A 15,532-nucleotide genomic window follows, 5' to 3' on the forward strand; every position below is an offset into this window, starting at 1 on the left:
ATCATGGTTTTTAAGCGGAGAGAAAAGAGGTCATGGGGCTCATTAGTTCAATTCCTACTTTGGCCAAAAGGTGGTTGGACCAGGGCAGCATTGTATGTAAAGCATCGCCTACACCGATTACCTGATAACCCAGAGAAAATTGCCAGAGGTATTTGGGCTGGTGTATTTACAACTTTTACACCATTTTATGGGCTTCACTTTATAGTTGCAGGAACAATTGCGTTTATTTTAAGGGGAAATGTTTTGGCTGCCTTGCTTGCCACATTTTTTGGTAATCCTCTTACATATATTCCTATTGGAATTATATCCCTCCGCACTGGTGAATTCTTACTGGCAAGTGAGGGATTGGGTCATGATGGTGAAAATTTGGTGTCTTTATTTCTAGGTGCTTTCCTTGACTTAAAATCTAATCTTTATTCTATTATCATTGGTGGTCCCGTTGAATGGAATGACCTAATAATATTTTACCAGGACGTTTTCTTTCCATACCTTATCGGCGGAATTTTCCCAGGGATCATAGCGGCTTCTGTTTGCTGGATGATCAGCTTGCCATTAATTCGTGCTTATCAGAACAGACGCAAAGGTCGCCTTCGAGAAAAACTGAGAGAAATTAAAGAGAAAAGTACTAAGTTTCGTAAATAAATATAAACTTACTTGGAGATTTGTATGTTACCAGAACGTCATGTGAGACTGGGTGTAAATATTGATCACGTTGCCACTATTCGAAATGCTAGGGGTAGTATGTATCCTGATCCTGTAGAGGCAGCTATTCTAGCCCAAAATGAGGGAGCGGACGGCATTACAGCACATCTTAGAGAGGACCGGCGCCATATTCGAGATGAGGATATTGATGGATTGATTGCAGCTTTGAACATCCCGTTGAATTTTGAGATGGCCGCTACGGAAGAAATGCAGAAAATAGCGCTCAAGCATAAACCCCATGCTGTATGCCTCGTACCAGAAAAGAGAGAGGAGCGGACTACAGAGGGTGGTTTAGACGTTTTGAAAGAAGAAAATAAGTTGAGAGAATTTATTAAACCGTTAAGTGATTCAGGCTGCAGAGTTTCTTTATTCATTGCCGCAGTGCCTGCTCAAGTTGAAGCAGCGAAGAGGGTTGGCGCGGCTGTAGTTGAGCTTCATACGGGTGCTTATTGTGATTATTATTATGAACAAAATCAGTCAAAATGTGAAACCGAATTTGAAAATTTAAAGAATATGTGTGGATATGCAAACTACATAGGTCTTGAGGTGCACGCAGGTCATGGCCTGACTTATGACACTGTTTCCAGGATTGCAGCATTTCAAGAATTAAAAGAATTAAATATTGGACATTTTTTAATTAGTGACGCCGTATTTAATGGTCTTGGAAATTCAATTAAAAAAATGAAAAAACTCATCGGAGAGGCTCGCGCCAGTTGATTATCGGTACAGGAACAGACTTAGCCAACATAGACAGGATTAATAAGGTTCTTATTCGTCACGGTGATAGATTTAGGAACAGAGTTTTTACAAAAAACGAACAAGCCAAAGCAATGCGACGAAAAGATGAAGCTGGTACGCTAGCAAAACGTTGGGCAGCCAAGGAGGCTTGTTCAAAAGCACTTGGCACAGGTCTCCGTATGGGTATTTCATGGAAAGATATGGCAGTAAGTAACATCGAGACAGGGCAACCGGTGATGACACTTACTGGCTGGGCAAAGAAGCGCTTGGAAGATTTGACACCTGAAGGACACTTAGCAACTCTTCACGTTTCACTTACTGATGATCATCCTTGGGCACATGCTATAGTAATTATCGATGCACAGCCTTTGGCTTGACACGATCTCACCAAGATAGCATTAGAGAGTATTAGTTTAGGGAGCACTTGGGATGGCTAAACCAAAAAAAAAAGAAGGTTTTCTCGAAACCATAAAAACAATAATATTTGCTCTTATTTTGGCTGGTATTTTCAGGACCTTATTTTTCCAACCATTTTGGATCCCATCTGGCTCAATGAAAGACACTCTTTTAATTGGTGATTTTTTGTTCGTCAATAAAATGTCCTATGGTTATTCATATGCATCGTGCCCTACTGTAAGAATAGCGGCTATTGGACTAAATATCGAAGCAGAAGACATATGTGGTTTTCTGCGTGGGGGTAATAAGAGAATATTGGGAGCCGAGCCAAAGCGTGGCGATGTAGTTGTGTTTCGTCACCCTTCAAATGGTCAAGACTATATTAAAAGATTGATAGCTCTGCCTGGTGAAAAAGTACAAATAAAAAATGGATTAGTATTTATAAATGGAACTCCGGTAGAAGTTATACCCGATGGTACGTTTGACGAAGTAAAGGCGCCACAAGGACCATTTAGAAATATGCCTCGCTGTGCAAATGAGGTCGTTGAGCAAAATGGCATTTGTGAGAAGGAAAAATTTGTTGAAACTTTACCAAATGGAGTTTCGCACTCTATTTTGAATTTTATGCGTCAAACAGTAGATGATACCCCTGTTTATCATGTGCCAGTAGGGCATTATTTCTTTTTGGGAGATAATAGGGACAATTCAAGTGATAGCCGTATATCGCAATCAAGAGGTGGTGTAGGGTTTGTACCTTTTGAAAACCTTGTTGGCAGAGCAGACAGAGTACTTCTTTCTTCCGCTGGTAGATCTATGTTTGCCTTCTGGACATGGAGGGGTGATCGTTTTTTCGAGGGTATTGAGTGAAAAAATCCATTGATATTGAAAAATTTGAGAAGCGCTTAGGATATACATTCAAAGATCCGAAGTATCTCTTGGAGGCACTTACTCATCCTTCTTTTTCTTCAACAAATAGATCTGACAATCAACGGTTGGAGTTTATTGGTGATAGAGTTCTGGGTCTAACCGTAGCAGAAGCTATAGCCAAACAGGATCCAAAGGCGTCTGAAGGGAAGCTGGCTCCCCGTTTTAATGCCCTTGTTAGAAAAGAAGCCTGCTCTGGTGTGGCGCAAGAAATAGATATTGGATTGGTTTTGAAATTGGGCCGTTCTGAGATGATTACGGGTGGGCGACGTAAAAATGCTGTTCTCGGAGACGCAATGGAAGCTGTATTGGCTGCAATTTATTTAGATGGGGGGTTTCAAGCTGCAAAAGATGTAGTTTTGAGATTATGGGAGAGAAGAATTTCTAATGTTGAGTTAGATGCAAGGGACTCCAAAACGAGGCTGCAAGAATGGGCTCAAGCTCGACAACTTGAACCACCAGTTTATACGCTTATTAATCGTTCTGGGCCTGATCATTCGCCTATTTTTAAAATACAAGTGAAACTGCAAACTGGGGAAAAAACCATTGCGGAGGCTGGCAATAAGCGAGACGCTGAGCAAGCCGCAGCTAGAATGCTTATGGAAACTTTAAAGGATCAAGAATGAAGAAAGCAGGCTTTGTGGCCCTCATCGGAGAACCAAATGCTGGAAAGTCTACGCTTTTGAATCATTTTGTGGGCTCTAAAGTTTCCATCGTTACTCATAAAGTTCAAACGACCCGTACTAAAATTAGAGGGATTGTAATCGTGGATAGCGCTCAGATAGTATTTGTTGACACTCCCGGTTTGTTTAAACCGAGACGTCGACTGGATAGGGCTATGGTAGCCGCTGCTTGGGATGGGGCGGCAGATGCTGATGTGATTGTTTTGCTTATCGAGGCTCATAGAGGTCTAACTGAGGGCGTGGAAAGGATTCTTAGAGATCTTTCTAATTCTAGTAAGAACCGGTCGGTTGTACTTGCTATTAATAAAATTGATATAGTTAAGTCGCCAGTGCTTTTGTCTTTAACCAAGCAGTTGAATGAGCTTTTCAGTTTTTCAAAAACATTTTTAATTTCTGCTGACAGGGGATTTGGAACAAAAGATCTAAAACTGTGGTTAGCAGATAAAATGCCAGATGGTCCATGGCTTTATCCTGAGGATCAAATCGCCGATCTACCATTGAAAATGATTGCAGCAGAGATTACGCGCGAAAAACTCATTCTTAGACTACATCAAGAGCTTCCTTATCAGCTAACTGTGGAAACAGAAACTTGGAGTAATAGAAAGGATGGAAGTGTAAGGGTTGATCAGATAATTTATGTTTCCCGCGGTGGTCACAAAGGCATTATTTTGGGTGGTCGCGGTGAAACGATCAAGGCTATTTCTATGGCGGCGCGCGAAGAGCTTGAAAGCTTTTTAGGGTGTAGAGTGCATTTATTCTGTCAAATTAAAGTTCGTGAAAAGTGGCTAAACGAAGCAGAAAGATATTCTGAAATGGGGCTTGATTTTAATGATGGAAATTAATGGCACGTCTGAGAAGTAAAATTTGGGTACAGGCTTACCTAAAAAGGTTAGAACTTCAAACTATTTCCGCATATGTAATGGCTCATGGAGATGACCATTCAGGGGCTATTTTAGTAAAAATAAGCAAGATGGATGGATTTGCGGAACTTCACCAAAAGACCTTCGACCTTCAAAATAATAGAAACGTATGGGTAAAAATTTTGGTGGGCCTAGAAGAGGAAATAGATTTTTTTTTAGAAAAGCAAAAAGCCAATGATCCAGATTTATGGATAATTGAAGTAGAAAGTTCCAACGGGCAAAATTACCTAGACGAATTTTAGGGATTATTCTATTTTTATGAAATGGAATGGCGCTCAGTAGGGATATTATTAGCTACACGAAAGCATGGTGAAACATCATTAATCATAGATACCTTCTGCCCAGGTTATGGACGGTATTTGGGTGTTGTGAAGGGTGGAGCATCACGAAAGTTCTCACCAATACTTCAGGTGGGAGCTCAGCTCGATCTAACTTGGAGTGCACGCTTACAAGATCACCTTGGGTCTTTTAAAGTTGAATTAGTTAGGGCTCGTACTGTTAATGCTATGAATGATAGAATTCTGACAGCGGGCTTAACTACTGTAAGTACAATTTTATCCAGAGTTTTACCCGAGAGACATGCGTACGATAATTTTTATAGAACAACAGAGGATTTGTTAGACCTTCTTAGTCAGCCAAAGGTCTGGCCTCTGGCGTATCTTCATTGGGAACTAGAATTGTTGAGTGTACTTGGTTATGGGCTTGATTTGTCAAAATGTGCTGTTTCTGGATGTACTAACAACCTGCGGTATGTATCGCCGAGGACTGGGAGAGCCATTAGCGAACAAGCAGCTGGAGTGTGGGCTCCAAAATTATTACACCTTCCACCCATTATTTTAAAAGGGTCTGAAAATTCGGGCAGCATTATAGATGGCTTAAAATTAACAGGATATTTTTTGACAAAAAAAGTTTTCAATGAACTATCAGTAAATTCGCCAGTTTCGGAAAGACAGCGGTTTGTCGATTTGCTCACTCACAAAGTTTCCTCAGGAATTTTATAACTTTTACTTGTGAGAATTTTTGCAAAATTAAATTACGCCACTGGACAACTTCTTTGCTTTACCATACATACTTCGCACCTACGACATTTTGTCGTATGTGCCCGGGTAGCTCAGGGGTAGAGCAGTGGACTGAAAATCCTCGTGTCGGTGGTTCAAATCCGCCCCCGGGCACCACAGTTTAAAAAAAATCAACCCAATTTTTATAATTAAAATAGTCTTGAAAATGACTTGTATAAAGGGTCACTCTGTGGGACACATCCCACTGTGGAAAAGGCTTAAGGTTATGTTGTGGTGAGTGCCAAAACCCTATTAAAAGACGTTTTTGGCTTCTGCGAATTTCGACCCGGTCAGCGTCAAATAATTGATGCAGTTGCCAGTGGTGAGAACGTTCTTGCAATAATGCCAACAGGGGGTGGAAAATCGTTATGTTTTCAGTTGCCTGCTCTATTAAATGACGGCCTTACGGTTGTTATTTCGCCCCTGATTGCCCTAATGCGCGATCAAGTCCGTGGTTTGAAAGCGGCTGGTGTAGCGGCAGGAGCTATAACTTCAGGAAATACTCCAAGTGAGATAGACACTGTTTTTTCACAGATTACTTCCGGCGATCTAAGGCTCCTTTACGTTGCTCCTGAGCGATTGGCTTCAAGCAAAATACAAAACATTTTGAGGAAATCTAACGTAAGATGTTTAGCAGTAGATGAGGCGCACTGTGTTAGTCAATGGGGGCACGATTTTAGGCCAGATTATCTTATGATTGGGAAATTAAGGCATAGCCTTGGTGTCCCTTTGTGTGCATTTACTGCAACTGCAGATAACGAGACGCAACAGGAAATAATTGAGCGACTTTTTGGTGGTGCTGATCCAAAAGTATTTTTGCATGGGTTTGACCGGCCAAATATTTATCTGAGTTTTGTTCCCAAAGATAATCCTAGAATACAAATTATGAATTTTGTGGACAAGCGCAAAGGTCAATCGGGTATTATTTACTGTGGAACAAGGGCTAAAACGGAAAGTTTAGCCCAAGCATTGCAAGAAGCTGGACATAACTCATGTTACTATCATGGCGGTATGGATGCAGATCGGCGCAAGGTTGTCGAAAGCCGCTTTGTTCTTGAAGATGGTCTGGTTGTTGTCGCTACTGTCGCATTTGGTATGGGCGTCGATAAGCCTGATATAAGATGGGTGGTGCATGCAGATTTACCTAAATCAATTGAAAGCTATTATCAGGAGATTGGACGAGCTGGGAGAGATGGTGGCTACGCTGAAACACTAACTCTTTATGGTGCAGATGATATCCGATTTCGTAGAAATCAGATAGATGAAGGTCTTGCTCCATCTAACAGGAAGTCTGCTGATCATGGGCGTTTTAATGTCCTCTTAGGTTTGGCTGAAGCTTTAGAGTGTCGTCGCCTTAATCTTCTTCATTATTTTGGAGAGACGAACATAAAATGTGGAAATTGTGACTTGTGTGAGAGGCCACCTGAAACATTTGATGGTACGGAGTCTGTGCGTAAAGCGTTATCCGCTATTTTGCGCACTGATCAATATTTTGGTGTGGGACATTTAATCGATATTTTGCAAGGTAATTTCACTGAGAAAGTCAGTAATCACGGCCACGATAAATTACCGACATTTGGGGTTGGCAAAGAGTTAAACCGAGTAAAATGGAAAGCAATCTTCAGGCAAATGATGGGTCATGATCTCATTCGTCCGGATGTTGAAAGGTATGGAGGTTTGAGAATGACTGAAAAAGCGCTCCCAATTTTGCGGGGTGAGCTAAGTATAACGTTACGAGCGGATATAATTAAGTCAGCTAAAAGAGACTACTCTGTAAAAACACTAATAAGCGATGATGATGCTCCAGTGCTTAGCGCTCTTAAAGCAAAGCGGCGCGCTTTAGCTGAAAATGCTGGAGTGCCAGCCTACATTATCTTTACTGATAAGACCCTAATCGATATGTCTCAAAGACGCCCCTTGAATCTTGATGAGATGTCTCAGATTAATGGTGTGGGCACAAAAAAATTAGAGAAATTTGGAACTATTTTTCTTGCAGTCATCAATGGAGAAGTTGATCACATGCACCCCCGACGGCAAAAACTTGCTGGTGCTAAGGAGGGGGAGATGTATGATTTGCTTTTAGCCGTTCAATTCAAGTTGTCTCGGGGACCTCTGGGAGTAGAAAAACCGCTTAGTTGTTCAGCATCTTTGCTTTCTAAAATTGCAAAACTTAAACCCAAAAGTTTGGACGAGATGGCTAAGATAATTGGACCTAAAAAGACAGACCGTTTCGGAGCTGCTTTTTTGGATGCTTTGAACAATGTGACATAGAGTTTTGCTCGCTTTTTAATTTTGAATATCTATAGATAATTATAATTTTCATTTTAATCAGCTAATTTTTTATCCTAATTTCGTGGAAATTTTGGCCAAAATAGTTTATATTTTGACGTCTCCAGAACAGTCTTGAAGAGCTAATTTATTTAAGAATAAGATCATGTAAGGATTTGGGAGTATTCGAAATGAAATCACAATATCGAGTTGTTGTTATAGGCGGTGGAGTAGTTGGTTCATCCGTTTTATACCATCTTGCAAAAATGGGGTGGAAAGATGTCGTGATGCTGGAGCGGCGCAGGCTTGCCTCCGGTTCTAGTTGGCATGCAGCCGGTGGAGTTCATACATTAAACGCCGATCCAAACATGGCGGCTTTGCAGGCCTATACAATTGACCTTTTACCTAAGATTGAAAAAGAGTCAGGTCAGAACATTGGTTTTCATATGACTGGGGGATTGACCCTCGCCGGGACCCCGGAAAGGTGGGAGTGGCTACAATCAAATTATCGTATTTTTCAATCTATAGGAATCAGTGACTGTGAACTCCTTAGTCCAGAGGAAGCTCAAAAACGCTGTCCAATAATGTCGGTAGATGGAGTTTTGGGTGCAATGTGGGCAGATAGAGAAGGCTACATCGACACTACTGGCACCGTGCAGGCGTATGCTACTGCTGCGAGAAAAAAGGGTGCTGAGTATTATGAAGAAGTAAAAGTTGATAGTCTTGAACAATTAACAGATGGCTGGATCGTTAAGACTGACAAAGGTAATATTAAGTGTGAACATGTTGTAAATGCTGCAGGCCTTTGGGCAAAGCAGGTGGGACGTATGGCTGGCATAGAGCTTCCAGTTAGCCCGTTAAAACATCATTATTTAATAACGGATAGCATTCCGGAAGTTGCAAGCAGTGATTTTGAGATGCCCATGACAGTTGATCTCGAGGGATTTACTTACATGCGTCAAGATCAAAATGGTGTTTTGGTCGGGATTTATGAAATTGATCACGAGCACTGGGCAATGGATGGTGCGCCATGGGATTACGGGGAAGAATTATTTCAGGAACAATTACATAGAATTGAGAATGAACTAATGCTTGGTTTCCAACGTTATCCAGCTATTGAGAATGTAGGAATAAAAACCTGGGTTAATGGGGCTTTCACTTTTTCTCCCGATGGTAACCCACTGGTAGGTCCAGTCCCCGGTAAGAGAGGATATTGGTCCGCATGTGCCGTCATGGCTGGTTTTTTGCAAGGGGGCGGTGTAGGAAAAACCCTAGCTGAATGGATGATTGAGGGAGAACCAGAGACTGATGCATGGTCGATGGACGTAGCGCGTTACGGGCAATACGCGGAAAATAAAAGATATATTCGTGAAACAACCGGGCAGTTTTATTCGAGGCGTTTTGTTATGTCCTATCCGAATGAGCAGCTTCCAGCAGGACGTCCGATGAAGATGGCACCGGCCCATGATGCGATGACCCAGGCTGGATGTCGTTGGGGTGTTTCATGGGATTTAGAGGTGCCACTATATTTTGCCCCATCTGATAAATTTGAAGAAAAATTAACGTTAAAGCGCTCTAACACCCATGAGATTGTTGCCCAAGAATGCAAGTCAATTCGAGAAGGCGTGGCGTTATTAGATATTACGGGCTTTTCGCGTTTCGAAGTAAAGGGTGAAAATGCAGAAGCTTGGCTAGATAAGATATTTGCAACCAAGTTGCCGAAACCCGGTAGAGCTCGTCTCGCAGTAATGCTTTCGTCATCCGGAAAGCTCAAAGGTGACCTGACGCTACTGAACTGGGGCGATGGTACTTTTTGGATTATGGGTAGTTATTATCTAAGAGCTTGGCATATGCGTTGGTTCAATGACCAGATGCAAGACGGAGTAAGTGTCAGAGATCTTGGGGATGATATTTGTGGTTTCGCCTTAATCGGGCCAAACTCTCAATTTGTTCTACAAAAAGTTGCTGAGGAAGATGTGTCCAAGATGAGGTTTATGGATTGTAAAGGACTTGATGTCGGTTTGATCCAGTCGCGTGTTGCTAGGATGAGTGTTACTGGTGAGATGGGTTTTGAGCTAAACTGTAAAATGGGTGATCATATTGCTCTTCGTAGAATATTGTTAGAGGCTGGAACTGATCACGATATTCGTGAAGTAGGCTTTAACGCAATGCTCTCAACACGCATTGAGAAGAGTTTTGGGATTTGGTCTGCTGAATTTACTCAAGATCGGACCCCGGGTATGACAGCAATGGACCGATGGATTGATTGGGATAAGCCAGACTTTATTGGAAAAGCAGCCGCAGTTGCTGAACGCAATGGAAATGGTCCTGGAAAAATTCAAGTGACATTAGAAATTGAGGATGGTGACTCAGATGCATCTGGTTATGAACCCATTTGGTCAGAAGCAGGCGACATGGTTGGCTTCGTTACTTCTGGGGCATATGGTCATACTGTAAAGAAATCTCTCGCAATGGCTCTCATTGAGCCCGCTTTAGCCAATGAAGGTACAGCTGTTACTGTTCATATAGTGGGAGTGGAAAGGAGAGCAAAAGTAATTACTCCCTCGCCGTATGATCCCGATGGAATGGCAATGCGCAGCTAATTTATGCAAATTAATTAAATTTTTTAGCGTATTCTTTGTTTGAGGTTGTCGAACATTAAGTTAAGGTAGCGAAATTAAAATAAATATGAGGTTATGTTGCATAACTGTGTTGCCATAGTCCCATGTAGGGCTGGTTCTAAGGGTCTTCCTGGTAAAAATTTTCTCATCTTGGGATCGCAAAAGCTTTATAAGATAACCCTTGACCAAGCATTGCGTTGCATTAACAAAGTTATAATTTCCAGTGACAAAGACCTTGAAAAAGAGCTCGAATGTTATTCAGTTGAGCAACATCGACGATCTCCAGAACTGTCAACAGATCAGTCTACTATGGCCGAGTTGATGTTAGAGTTGATAAGGCGGTACGAACTGCACGAGTCCACTATAGTTTTACTCCAGCCAACATCGCCCTTGCGACGGGATGAAGACATTTCAAAATGTATTAAGACTTTTAAGGATAACACTTTTGATCTTGTATTTACAGTATCTGCTCAGGATAGAGCAGTGCTTAAATCTGGGTTCGTTCGAGGTAATAAATTTGTACCTGTTGCAGAACCAGATTTCACATTTATGAATAGACAAGACCTGCCAGAGATTTTCAGGCCAAATGGTGCAGTTTATGTTTTTAATGGCGGGTGGTTTGAAGAAAATAATGGATTTACTTCAAACAATATCGGTGTCGTAGAAATGCCAAAGGAGAATAGTTTAGATATAGATAATCGAGAAGATTTTGATCGTGTCGCTCAAATTTACAAAAAGCATTCAAAGAATTAATTTTTATTTTATAAAGTGCTGGGTGATTTCCATCTTCTATGTGTCCATAGCCATTGTCCCATATTTTTTCTTATCTGTTTTTCTAATCTATCATTTAATATTTGAGTCATCTCACTCGGTGTAGAGGGCTTCACTGGACTCTCGAACACTAAATCAAAATTCACTCCGTCATCTTTCCTTACTACGTAAAAGGTAATAAGTAATGCATCGTGTTTCAGTGCTAATTTTGCAGCAGAAGTTGCTGTGTATGCTGTATGACCAAAAAACTTTAAAGGTTCTCCGTGGCTCATGTATTGGTCAACTAAAAGAGCGACCACGTTTCCATCGCTGAGATACCTCATCATATTTCCAATGCCGGAGCGACCTCTTGGAAATAGCGGTTTGGCGATTTCTTTGATACATCTTTCATAAAAAGAATTGAAGTACGGGTTATTCATCGGTTTGTAGAGAGCACCAACCGAAACTTGATTTGCATTAAGTACTACACGCACGACGTCATAGTTCGCCAAATGGCCAGAAACCAGAATCACTGGTTTCTTTTGTTCCTGGGCATGCTTAAGTATATTAAAACCGGGGCCGGATACTTTGGCTGACTGCGCCATTTTGGCAAAGGCATTTGGCGCTAGCAATTCAAAAAACGTGCGCCCAATATTATTAGGCACTTGGCTACACAGTTCTTCTCGCTTTCTTTCTTCGAGGTCAGGAAATATAAGTTTAAGATTATGCAGTATACGTCTACGATTACCCGATAATGGTGAAATAATTTTCTGATAAATTAAGCCACCTGAAGCAATTTTCATCTTATAAGGTAAAATTGATAAAATACATAAAAGAAATCTAATAAAGATATAGATGCTAAGATCTAAAAAATGTGATCTCTTTTTTCCTTTAATATGAGAATAGTTTTGTTTGCCTGACAAGTCTGTTTTGCCCAAATATTTTCCAGTCAAATTTTATTAGATCTTACTTTAACAGTAATAAAATATCATTTGACAAGTCCTTTACAGCCTTTAACTTCTTTTGAAGCAATGATCCGGCATTTTGTATTTGTTTGTCAAAAGTTGTTTGTGTGATTAGTCTTACAAGGTGATCTCTTTCTACTACCTCGGTTGAACTACCAGAAATTAAAAGCTCTTTAAAGTCTTCTGAAAAGTTAGCGGTCTTTGAGCCATGAAGTACCGCTGCTCCAAACTGGATGGGCTCCCATGGATTATGTCCATTTATATCGCAATAGGTCCCACCAATCAGGGCCAAATGTGTGAAAGGTAACCAAATGGCTGGGGCGCCTATTTGGTTTGCAATATAAACATCAGAACTGGGAGAATTTTCCCGAAGCTCTGATAGAATTGTACACTTCAAATCTGCTTTAATGCATTGATCCCGTATTTTCTCTGCACGCTCAATATGCCTTGGGATTATCACTAAAATTGGTCGTAATTTTTTTGAAATTTTTTGTAACGCGTGTATCACAAACTTTTCGTCTTCCTGATGTGACGATACCAGAGTAAGAATTCTCCTACCTTCAGTCACAGATATAATTTGTGGTGGAATGCCTTGTTTAGGTTTAAGTTTTGGAGCGGCTGGCTTTAATGAACCATCAATTCTTATGTGTTGCTTTGGATGAGGTTTAATTAGTTTTGTAATATTTTGTGCAGTTTTTTCGTCCTGTGCTGATATGAGTTCAAATTTGGCATAAAGATCCCCAAAAAAAGGCTTGAGCCATTTCCGAGAATTATATGCCCTATCTGCCATCCTAGCGTTTATCCAGACTTGTGAAATTTTAAGCCTAGCACAATCGTTCACAAAACCAGGCCAAATTTCTTGTTCCGACCAAATCACTAAATTGGGTGTCCATCGTGATAGGAAACTCCGTCTGAATTTGTGCACATCAAGTGGTATGAATTGATGTGTTGTATTCGCGGGTAAATTTTGGGAAAAAAGCTCAGCAGATTGTATTGTACTTGATGTAACTAGAAAATTAACATCAGGTTTGGTTTGTAGAATAATATTAATTAGCCCTCTAAGGGCCATAACCTCTCCTAGTCCTACAGCATGAAGCCAAATTAACTCACCTGTTGGTCTAACCTGATTTGTTTCCCCAAGCCTTTCTTTCCAACGCGTGGGGTGCTCCTTTTGAGCTTTGAGACGCATTTTCAGTATTTTAACTGCTGAGATGCGAAGAGCAATTTGAATTAGATAGTAAAATATTTGCCAAAAGATTAATGTTAATTTCCTCACAAGTTCACTCATTAAATATTTTTTGGATATCATTTTCCCAAAACGCCGGGGAATTGAGTATTTTTAAAAATTTCTCAGCCGTTTTACCGGCACCAAAACTTTCATCTCTAGGGTAGGACTTTCCCCATGAATTTTCTAGGAAGTGTAAAATTTTTTCCTTATCGTTTGGTTGGCAGTTAGTTACTGAGTCAGCAGCACTTCGAGCTCTTTGTCTTGATCCTATGTCAAGCGATGGCAGACCAAGAAAAGGGGCTTCTCTCACTCCTGCTGATGAATTCCCTACAATTGCAGATGAGTTTTTCATCAATTCAGAAAAATATGAAAAGCGCATTGATGGTATTACTCTAAACTGATTTTTAGGAAGTCCTTCGATGACCCGCCAAATTTCTTTAAAGCCAGGGTCATTATTAGGTAGTATTGTAACAAACTTCCGTCTAGAATACTTCAATGCTTCAAATAGAGCTGAAGCTTGGTTTCCCATGTCACTCGCTTCAGAGGTAACGGGATGATAGGTGCAAATGCCATAATCATCAAAATTTATATCATACCGGCTTTTAACTTCCTTAATGGTTACGCCAGAATCTTTCGCGTGGAAATCGAGTTCTGGAGAGCCTATAACATAAATCCGTTTATCTTCTTCACCCATCCTTAAAATCCGGTTTCGTGCTAATTCAGAGCTAACAAAGTGACAGTGGGCTAATTTGGTATTACAGTGTCTAAATATTTCATCGATGGTTCCTGAAATTTCACCACCTTCAATGTGAACTGATGGCAAACCGTTTGTCGCGCAGACTAATGAACATGATAGTGCTTCTATTCTGTCGCCATGAATAAATACCATGTCTGGCTTTTGATGACCTATAAATTGTGAGAACCCGAAGACTGTATTTGCATGGATCTTATCCAATTCGTCATCTTCTTTTTGGTTTTTAAATTCAAAAATCTCTACGCCTGCGACACGCTCCACCTCTAATTTAGTCAGTCCATATTTTTCTAACATATGCATTCCGGTGACCCAGAAACTCACTGAATATCCTGCATCTCTTGCTTTAATTGCCAAAGGTTCGACTTTGCCGAAGTCTGCGCGCGTACCTGTAACAAAAAGCAGTTTTTTAGTCATATCGAGCTTTCCAAGTAGATCTGAATTGCATGCTCTATCGTATAGCCAGTGTTATCAATAGTTGCTAATGAAAATTAGACCACTTGAATTGGTGATTTTTTTTGACATCAAGTCTAAGTTTTTTACCAATTATATCATTATATTTATACCCTGGTATCTCCCCGGACCCTGGCCTTCGAACCCATATATCTTTTTCTGTTATGATATGACCGGCCGCCATATCTCTGTCTGCTACAACGGACGCCCGTGCAAACTTATAGACGCCTTCCTCTGGTTCGGTACGCTGTTTTGGATTCATCAGTGCTTTGTGTATTTCAATGGATCTGTCGACTAGAAGTCGTAATTCTGCGGGATCCATAGAACAAGTAATGTCAGGTCCGCTCCTATATCGCGTGTCAGTGAAATGTCTCTCAATTATGCAAGCGCCAAGAGCTACTGAAGCTAAAGCTATATGTGGGCCAATTGAGTGATCTGAAAATCCAACCAGTGCTTTTGGGAAAGCTTCCTTTAGCTCCTGTATACCTTGCAAACTAACGATTTCTGGAGGAGATGGATATAGGTTAGTGCATTCCAGTAAAGCATATTCAACTCCAGACTTCTCTAAGATGTTCACGCTATTTTTTAAACTTTTAATAGACTGCATGCCAGTCGACATAATAATTGGCTTACCTTTTTGAGCTATGTGATTTATCAACGGAAGATTATCTGCTTCGCCAGAACCAATCTTGAAAGCGGGTACGTCAATTTCATCTAAAAAGTCTGCTGCCATTCGTGAAAATGGTGTTGATATCCATATCAAACCCAAATTTTCTGCGTACTCTTTAAGCTCTTGCTCTTCATCCAGTTTTAAGGAGCATTCTTTCATTACATCCCAAATTGACTTATTGGCGTTAGGAGGAAAAATTGCCTTTGCTTCTTCTGTCATTTCATCTTCGATAATATGAGTTTGATGCTTTATACACTCACAACCAGAGTGGACAATTAGATCAACCATACTCTTTGCGACGTCTAGACTACCGCCGTGATTAATGCCAATTTCTGCAATGATTAATGGAGGTTCATTGGGGCCAATGCTTCGATTGCCGATCTTCATTTAACTTCCTTCGTATCA

15 protein-coding genes and 1 tRNA gene are annotated in these 15,532 nt (G+C 40.7%); 12 read left to right on the forward strand and 4 right to left on the reverse strand.

Translation table 11 applies throughout. The features are described 5' to 3' along the window. Nucleotides 1-3 precede the first annotated feature (3 nt). From ACTF5Q_RS10270 to ACTF5Q_RS10325, 12 genes are all read left to right on the forward strand, one after another. Nucleotides 4-642 (forward strand): DUF2062 domain-containing protein, encoded by a 639-nt coding sequence (locus tag ACTF5Q_RS10270; RefSeq protein WP_438954525.1) that lies wholly within the window; start codon nucleotides 4-6, stop codon nucleotides 640-642. Between the two features lie 24 nt (nucleotides 643-666). Continuing rightward, nucleotides 667-1,419, forward strand: a complete 753-nt coding sequence (locus ACTF5Q_RS10275) for a pyridoxine 5'-phosphate synthase (RefSeq protein ID WP_438954526.1) — start codon at nucleotides 667-669, stop codon at nucleotides 1,417-1,419. Then, the gene (acpS, locus tag ACTF5Q_RS10280) at nucleotides 1,416-1,817 is read left to right on the forward strand and encodes a holo-ACP synthase (protein ID WP_438954527.1); all 402 of its coding nucleotides are present in this window, start codon (nucleotides 1,416-1,418) and stop codon (nucleotides 1,815-1,817) included. Before ACTF5Q_RS10275 ends, acpS begins: the two co-directional genes overlap by 4 nt. Nucleotides 1,818-1,869: 52 nt before the next feature. After that, nucleotides 1,870-2,703, forward strand: coding sequence for a signal peptidase I (lepB, locus tag ACTF5Q_RS10285; RefSeq protein ID WP_154039516.1), 834 nt, complete (start codon nucleotides 1,870-1,872; stop codon nucleotides 2,701-2,703). Next, a complete protein-coding gene (rnc, locus tag ACTF5Q_RS10290) occupies nucleotides 2,700-3,386 on the forward strand; it encodes a ribonuclease III (protein ID WP_438954528.1) in 687 nt (228 codons plus the stop codon). The genes lepB and rnc overlap by 4 nt, the downstream gene beginning before the upstream one ends. Next, a complete protein-coding gene (gene era, locus ACTF5Q_RS10295) occupies nucleotides 3,383-4,285 on the forward strand; it encodes a GTPase Era (RefSeq protein WP_438954529.1) in 903 nt (300 codons plus the stop codon). Before rnc ends, era begins: the two co-directional genes overlap by 4 nt. Continuing rightward, nucleotides 4,285-4,605, forward strand: coding sequence for a DUF1491 family protein (locus tag ACTF5Q_RS10300; RefSeq protein ID WP_438954530.1), 321 nt, complete (start codon nucleotides 4,285-4,287; stop codon nucleotides 4,603-4,605). The genes era and ACTF5Q_RS10300 overlap by 1 nt, the downstream gene beginning before the upstream one ends. A gap of 21 nt (nucleotides 4,606-4,626) precedes the next feature. Then, nucleotides 4,627-5,364 carry a DNA repair protein RecO gene (recO, locus tag ACTF5Q_RS10305; RefSeq protein WP_438954531.1) on the forward strand — a complete coding sequence of 246 codons (738 nt, stop codon included), beginning with the start codon at nucleotides 4,627-4,629 and terminating at the stop codon, nucleotides 5,362-5,364. A gap of 99 nt (nucleotides 5,365-5,463) precedes the next feature. After that, a tRNA-Phe gene (locus tag ACTF5Q_RS10310) sits at nucleotides 5,464-5,538 on the forward strand. Nucleotides 5,539-5,655: 117 nt separating this feature from the next. Next, nucleotides 5,656-7,692, forward strand: a complete 2,037-nt coding sequence (gene recQ, locus ACTF5Q_RS10315; RefSeq protein WP_438954532.1) for a DNA helicase RecQ — start codon at nucleotides 5,656-5,658, stop codon at nucleotides 7,690-7,692. Between the two features lie 188 nt (nucleotides 7,693-7,880). Then, the gene (locus ACTF5Q_RS10320) at nucleotides 7,881-10,292 is read left to right on the forward strand and encodes a GcvT family protein (RefSeq protein ID WP_438954533.1); all 2,412 of its coding nucleotides are present in this window, start codon (nucleotides 7,881-7,883) and stop codon (nucleotides 10,290-10,292) included. 93 nt (nucleotides 10,293-10,385) lie between these two features. Next, nucleotides 10,386-11,063, forward strand: a complete 678-nt coding sequence (locus ACTF5Q_RS10325; RefSeq protein ID WP_438954534.1) for an acylneuraminate cytidylyltransferase family protein — start codon at nucleotides 10,386-10,388, stop codon at nucleotides 11,061-11,063. Nucleotides 11,064-11,071: 8 nt separating this feature from the next. On the opposite strand, the gene ACTF5Q_RS10330 is transcribed toward ACTF5Q_RS10325, so the two are convergent. The 4 genes from ACTF5Q_RS10330 to ACTF5Q_RS10345 all read right to left on the reverse strand — a co-directional run bounded on the left by ACTF5Q_RS10330 (nucleotide 11,072) and on the right by ACTF5Q_RS10345 (nucleotide 15,514). Continuing rightward, the gene (locus ACTF5Q_RS10330; protein WP_438954535.1) at nucleotides 11,072-12,013 is read right to left on the reverse strand and encodes a lysophospholipid acyltransferase family protein; all 942 of its coding nucleotides are present in this window, start codon (nucleotides 12,011-12,013) and stop codon (nucleotides 11,072-11,074) included. 13 nt (nucleotides 12,014-12,026) lie between these two features. Further along, complete coding sequence (locus ACTF5Q_RS10335; RefSeq protein ID WP_438954536.1) at nucleotides 12,027-13,301, reverse strand: 3-deoxy-D-manno-octulosonic acid transferase; 1,275 nt, start codon at nucleotides 13,299-13,301, stop codon at nucleotides 12,027-12,029. Nucleotides 13,302-13,305: 4 nt separating this feature from the next. Then, complete coding sequence (gene neuC / locus ACTF5Q_RS10340) at nucleotides 13,306-14,421, reverse strand: UDP-N-acetylglucosamine 2-epimerase (RefSeq protein WP_438954537.1); 1,116 nt, start codon at nucleotides 14,419-14,421, stop codon at nucleotides 13,306-13,308. A 64-nt stretch (nucleotides 14,422-14,485) separates the two neighbouring features. Further along, nucleotides 14,486-15,514, reverse strand: a complete 1,029-nt coding sequence (locus ACTF5Q_RS10345) for an N-acetylneuraminate synthase family protein (RefSeq protein WP_438954538.1) — start codon at nucleotides 15,512-15,514, stop codon at nucleotides 14,486-14,488. Nucleotides 15,515-15,532: the final 18 nt, after the last annotated feature.

Source organism: Candidatus Salinivivens marinus, from assembly GCF_965655845.1.
Taxonomy (GTDB): domain Bacteria; phylum Pseudomonadota; class Alphaproteobacteria; order Rhodobacterales; family Rhodobacteraceae; genus Salinivivens; species Salinivivens marinus.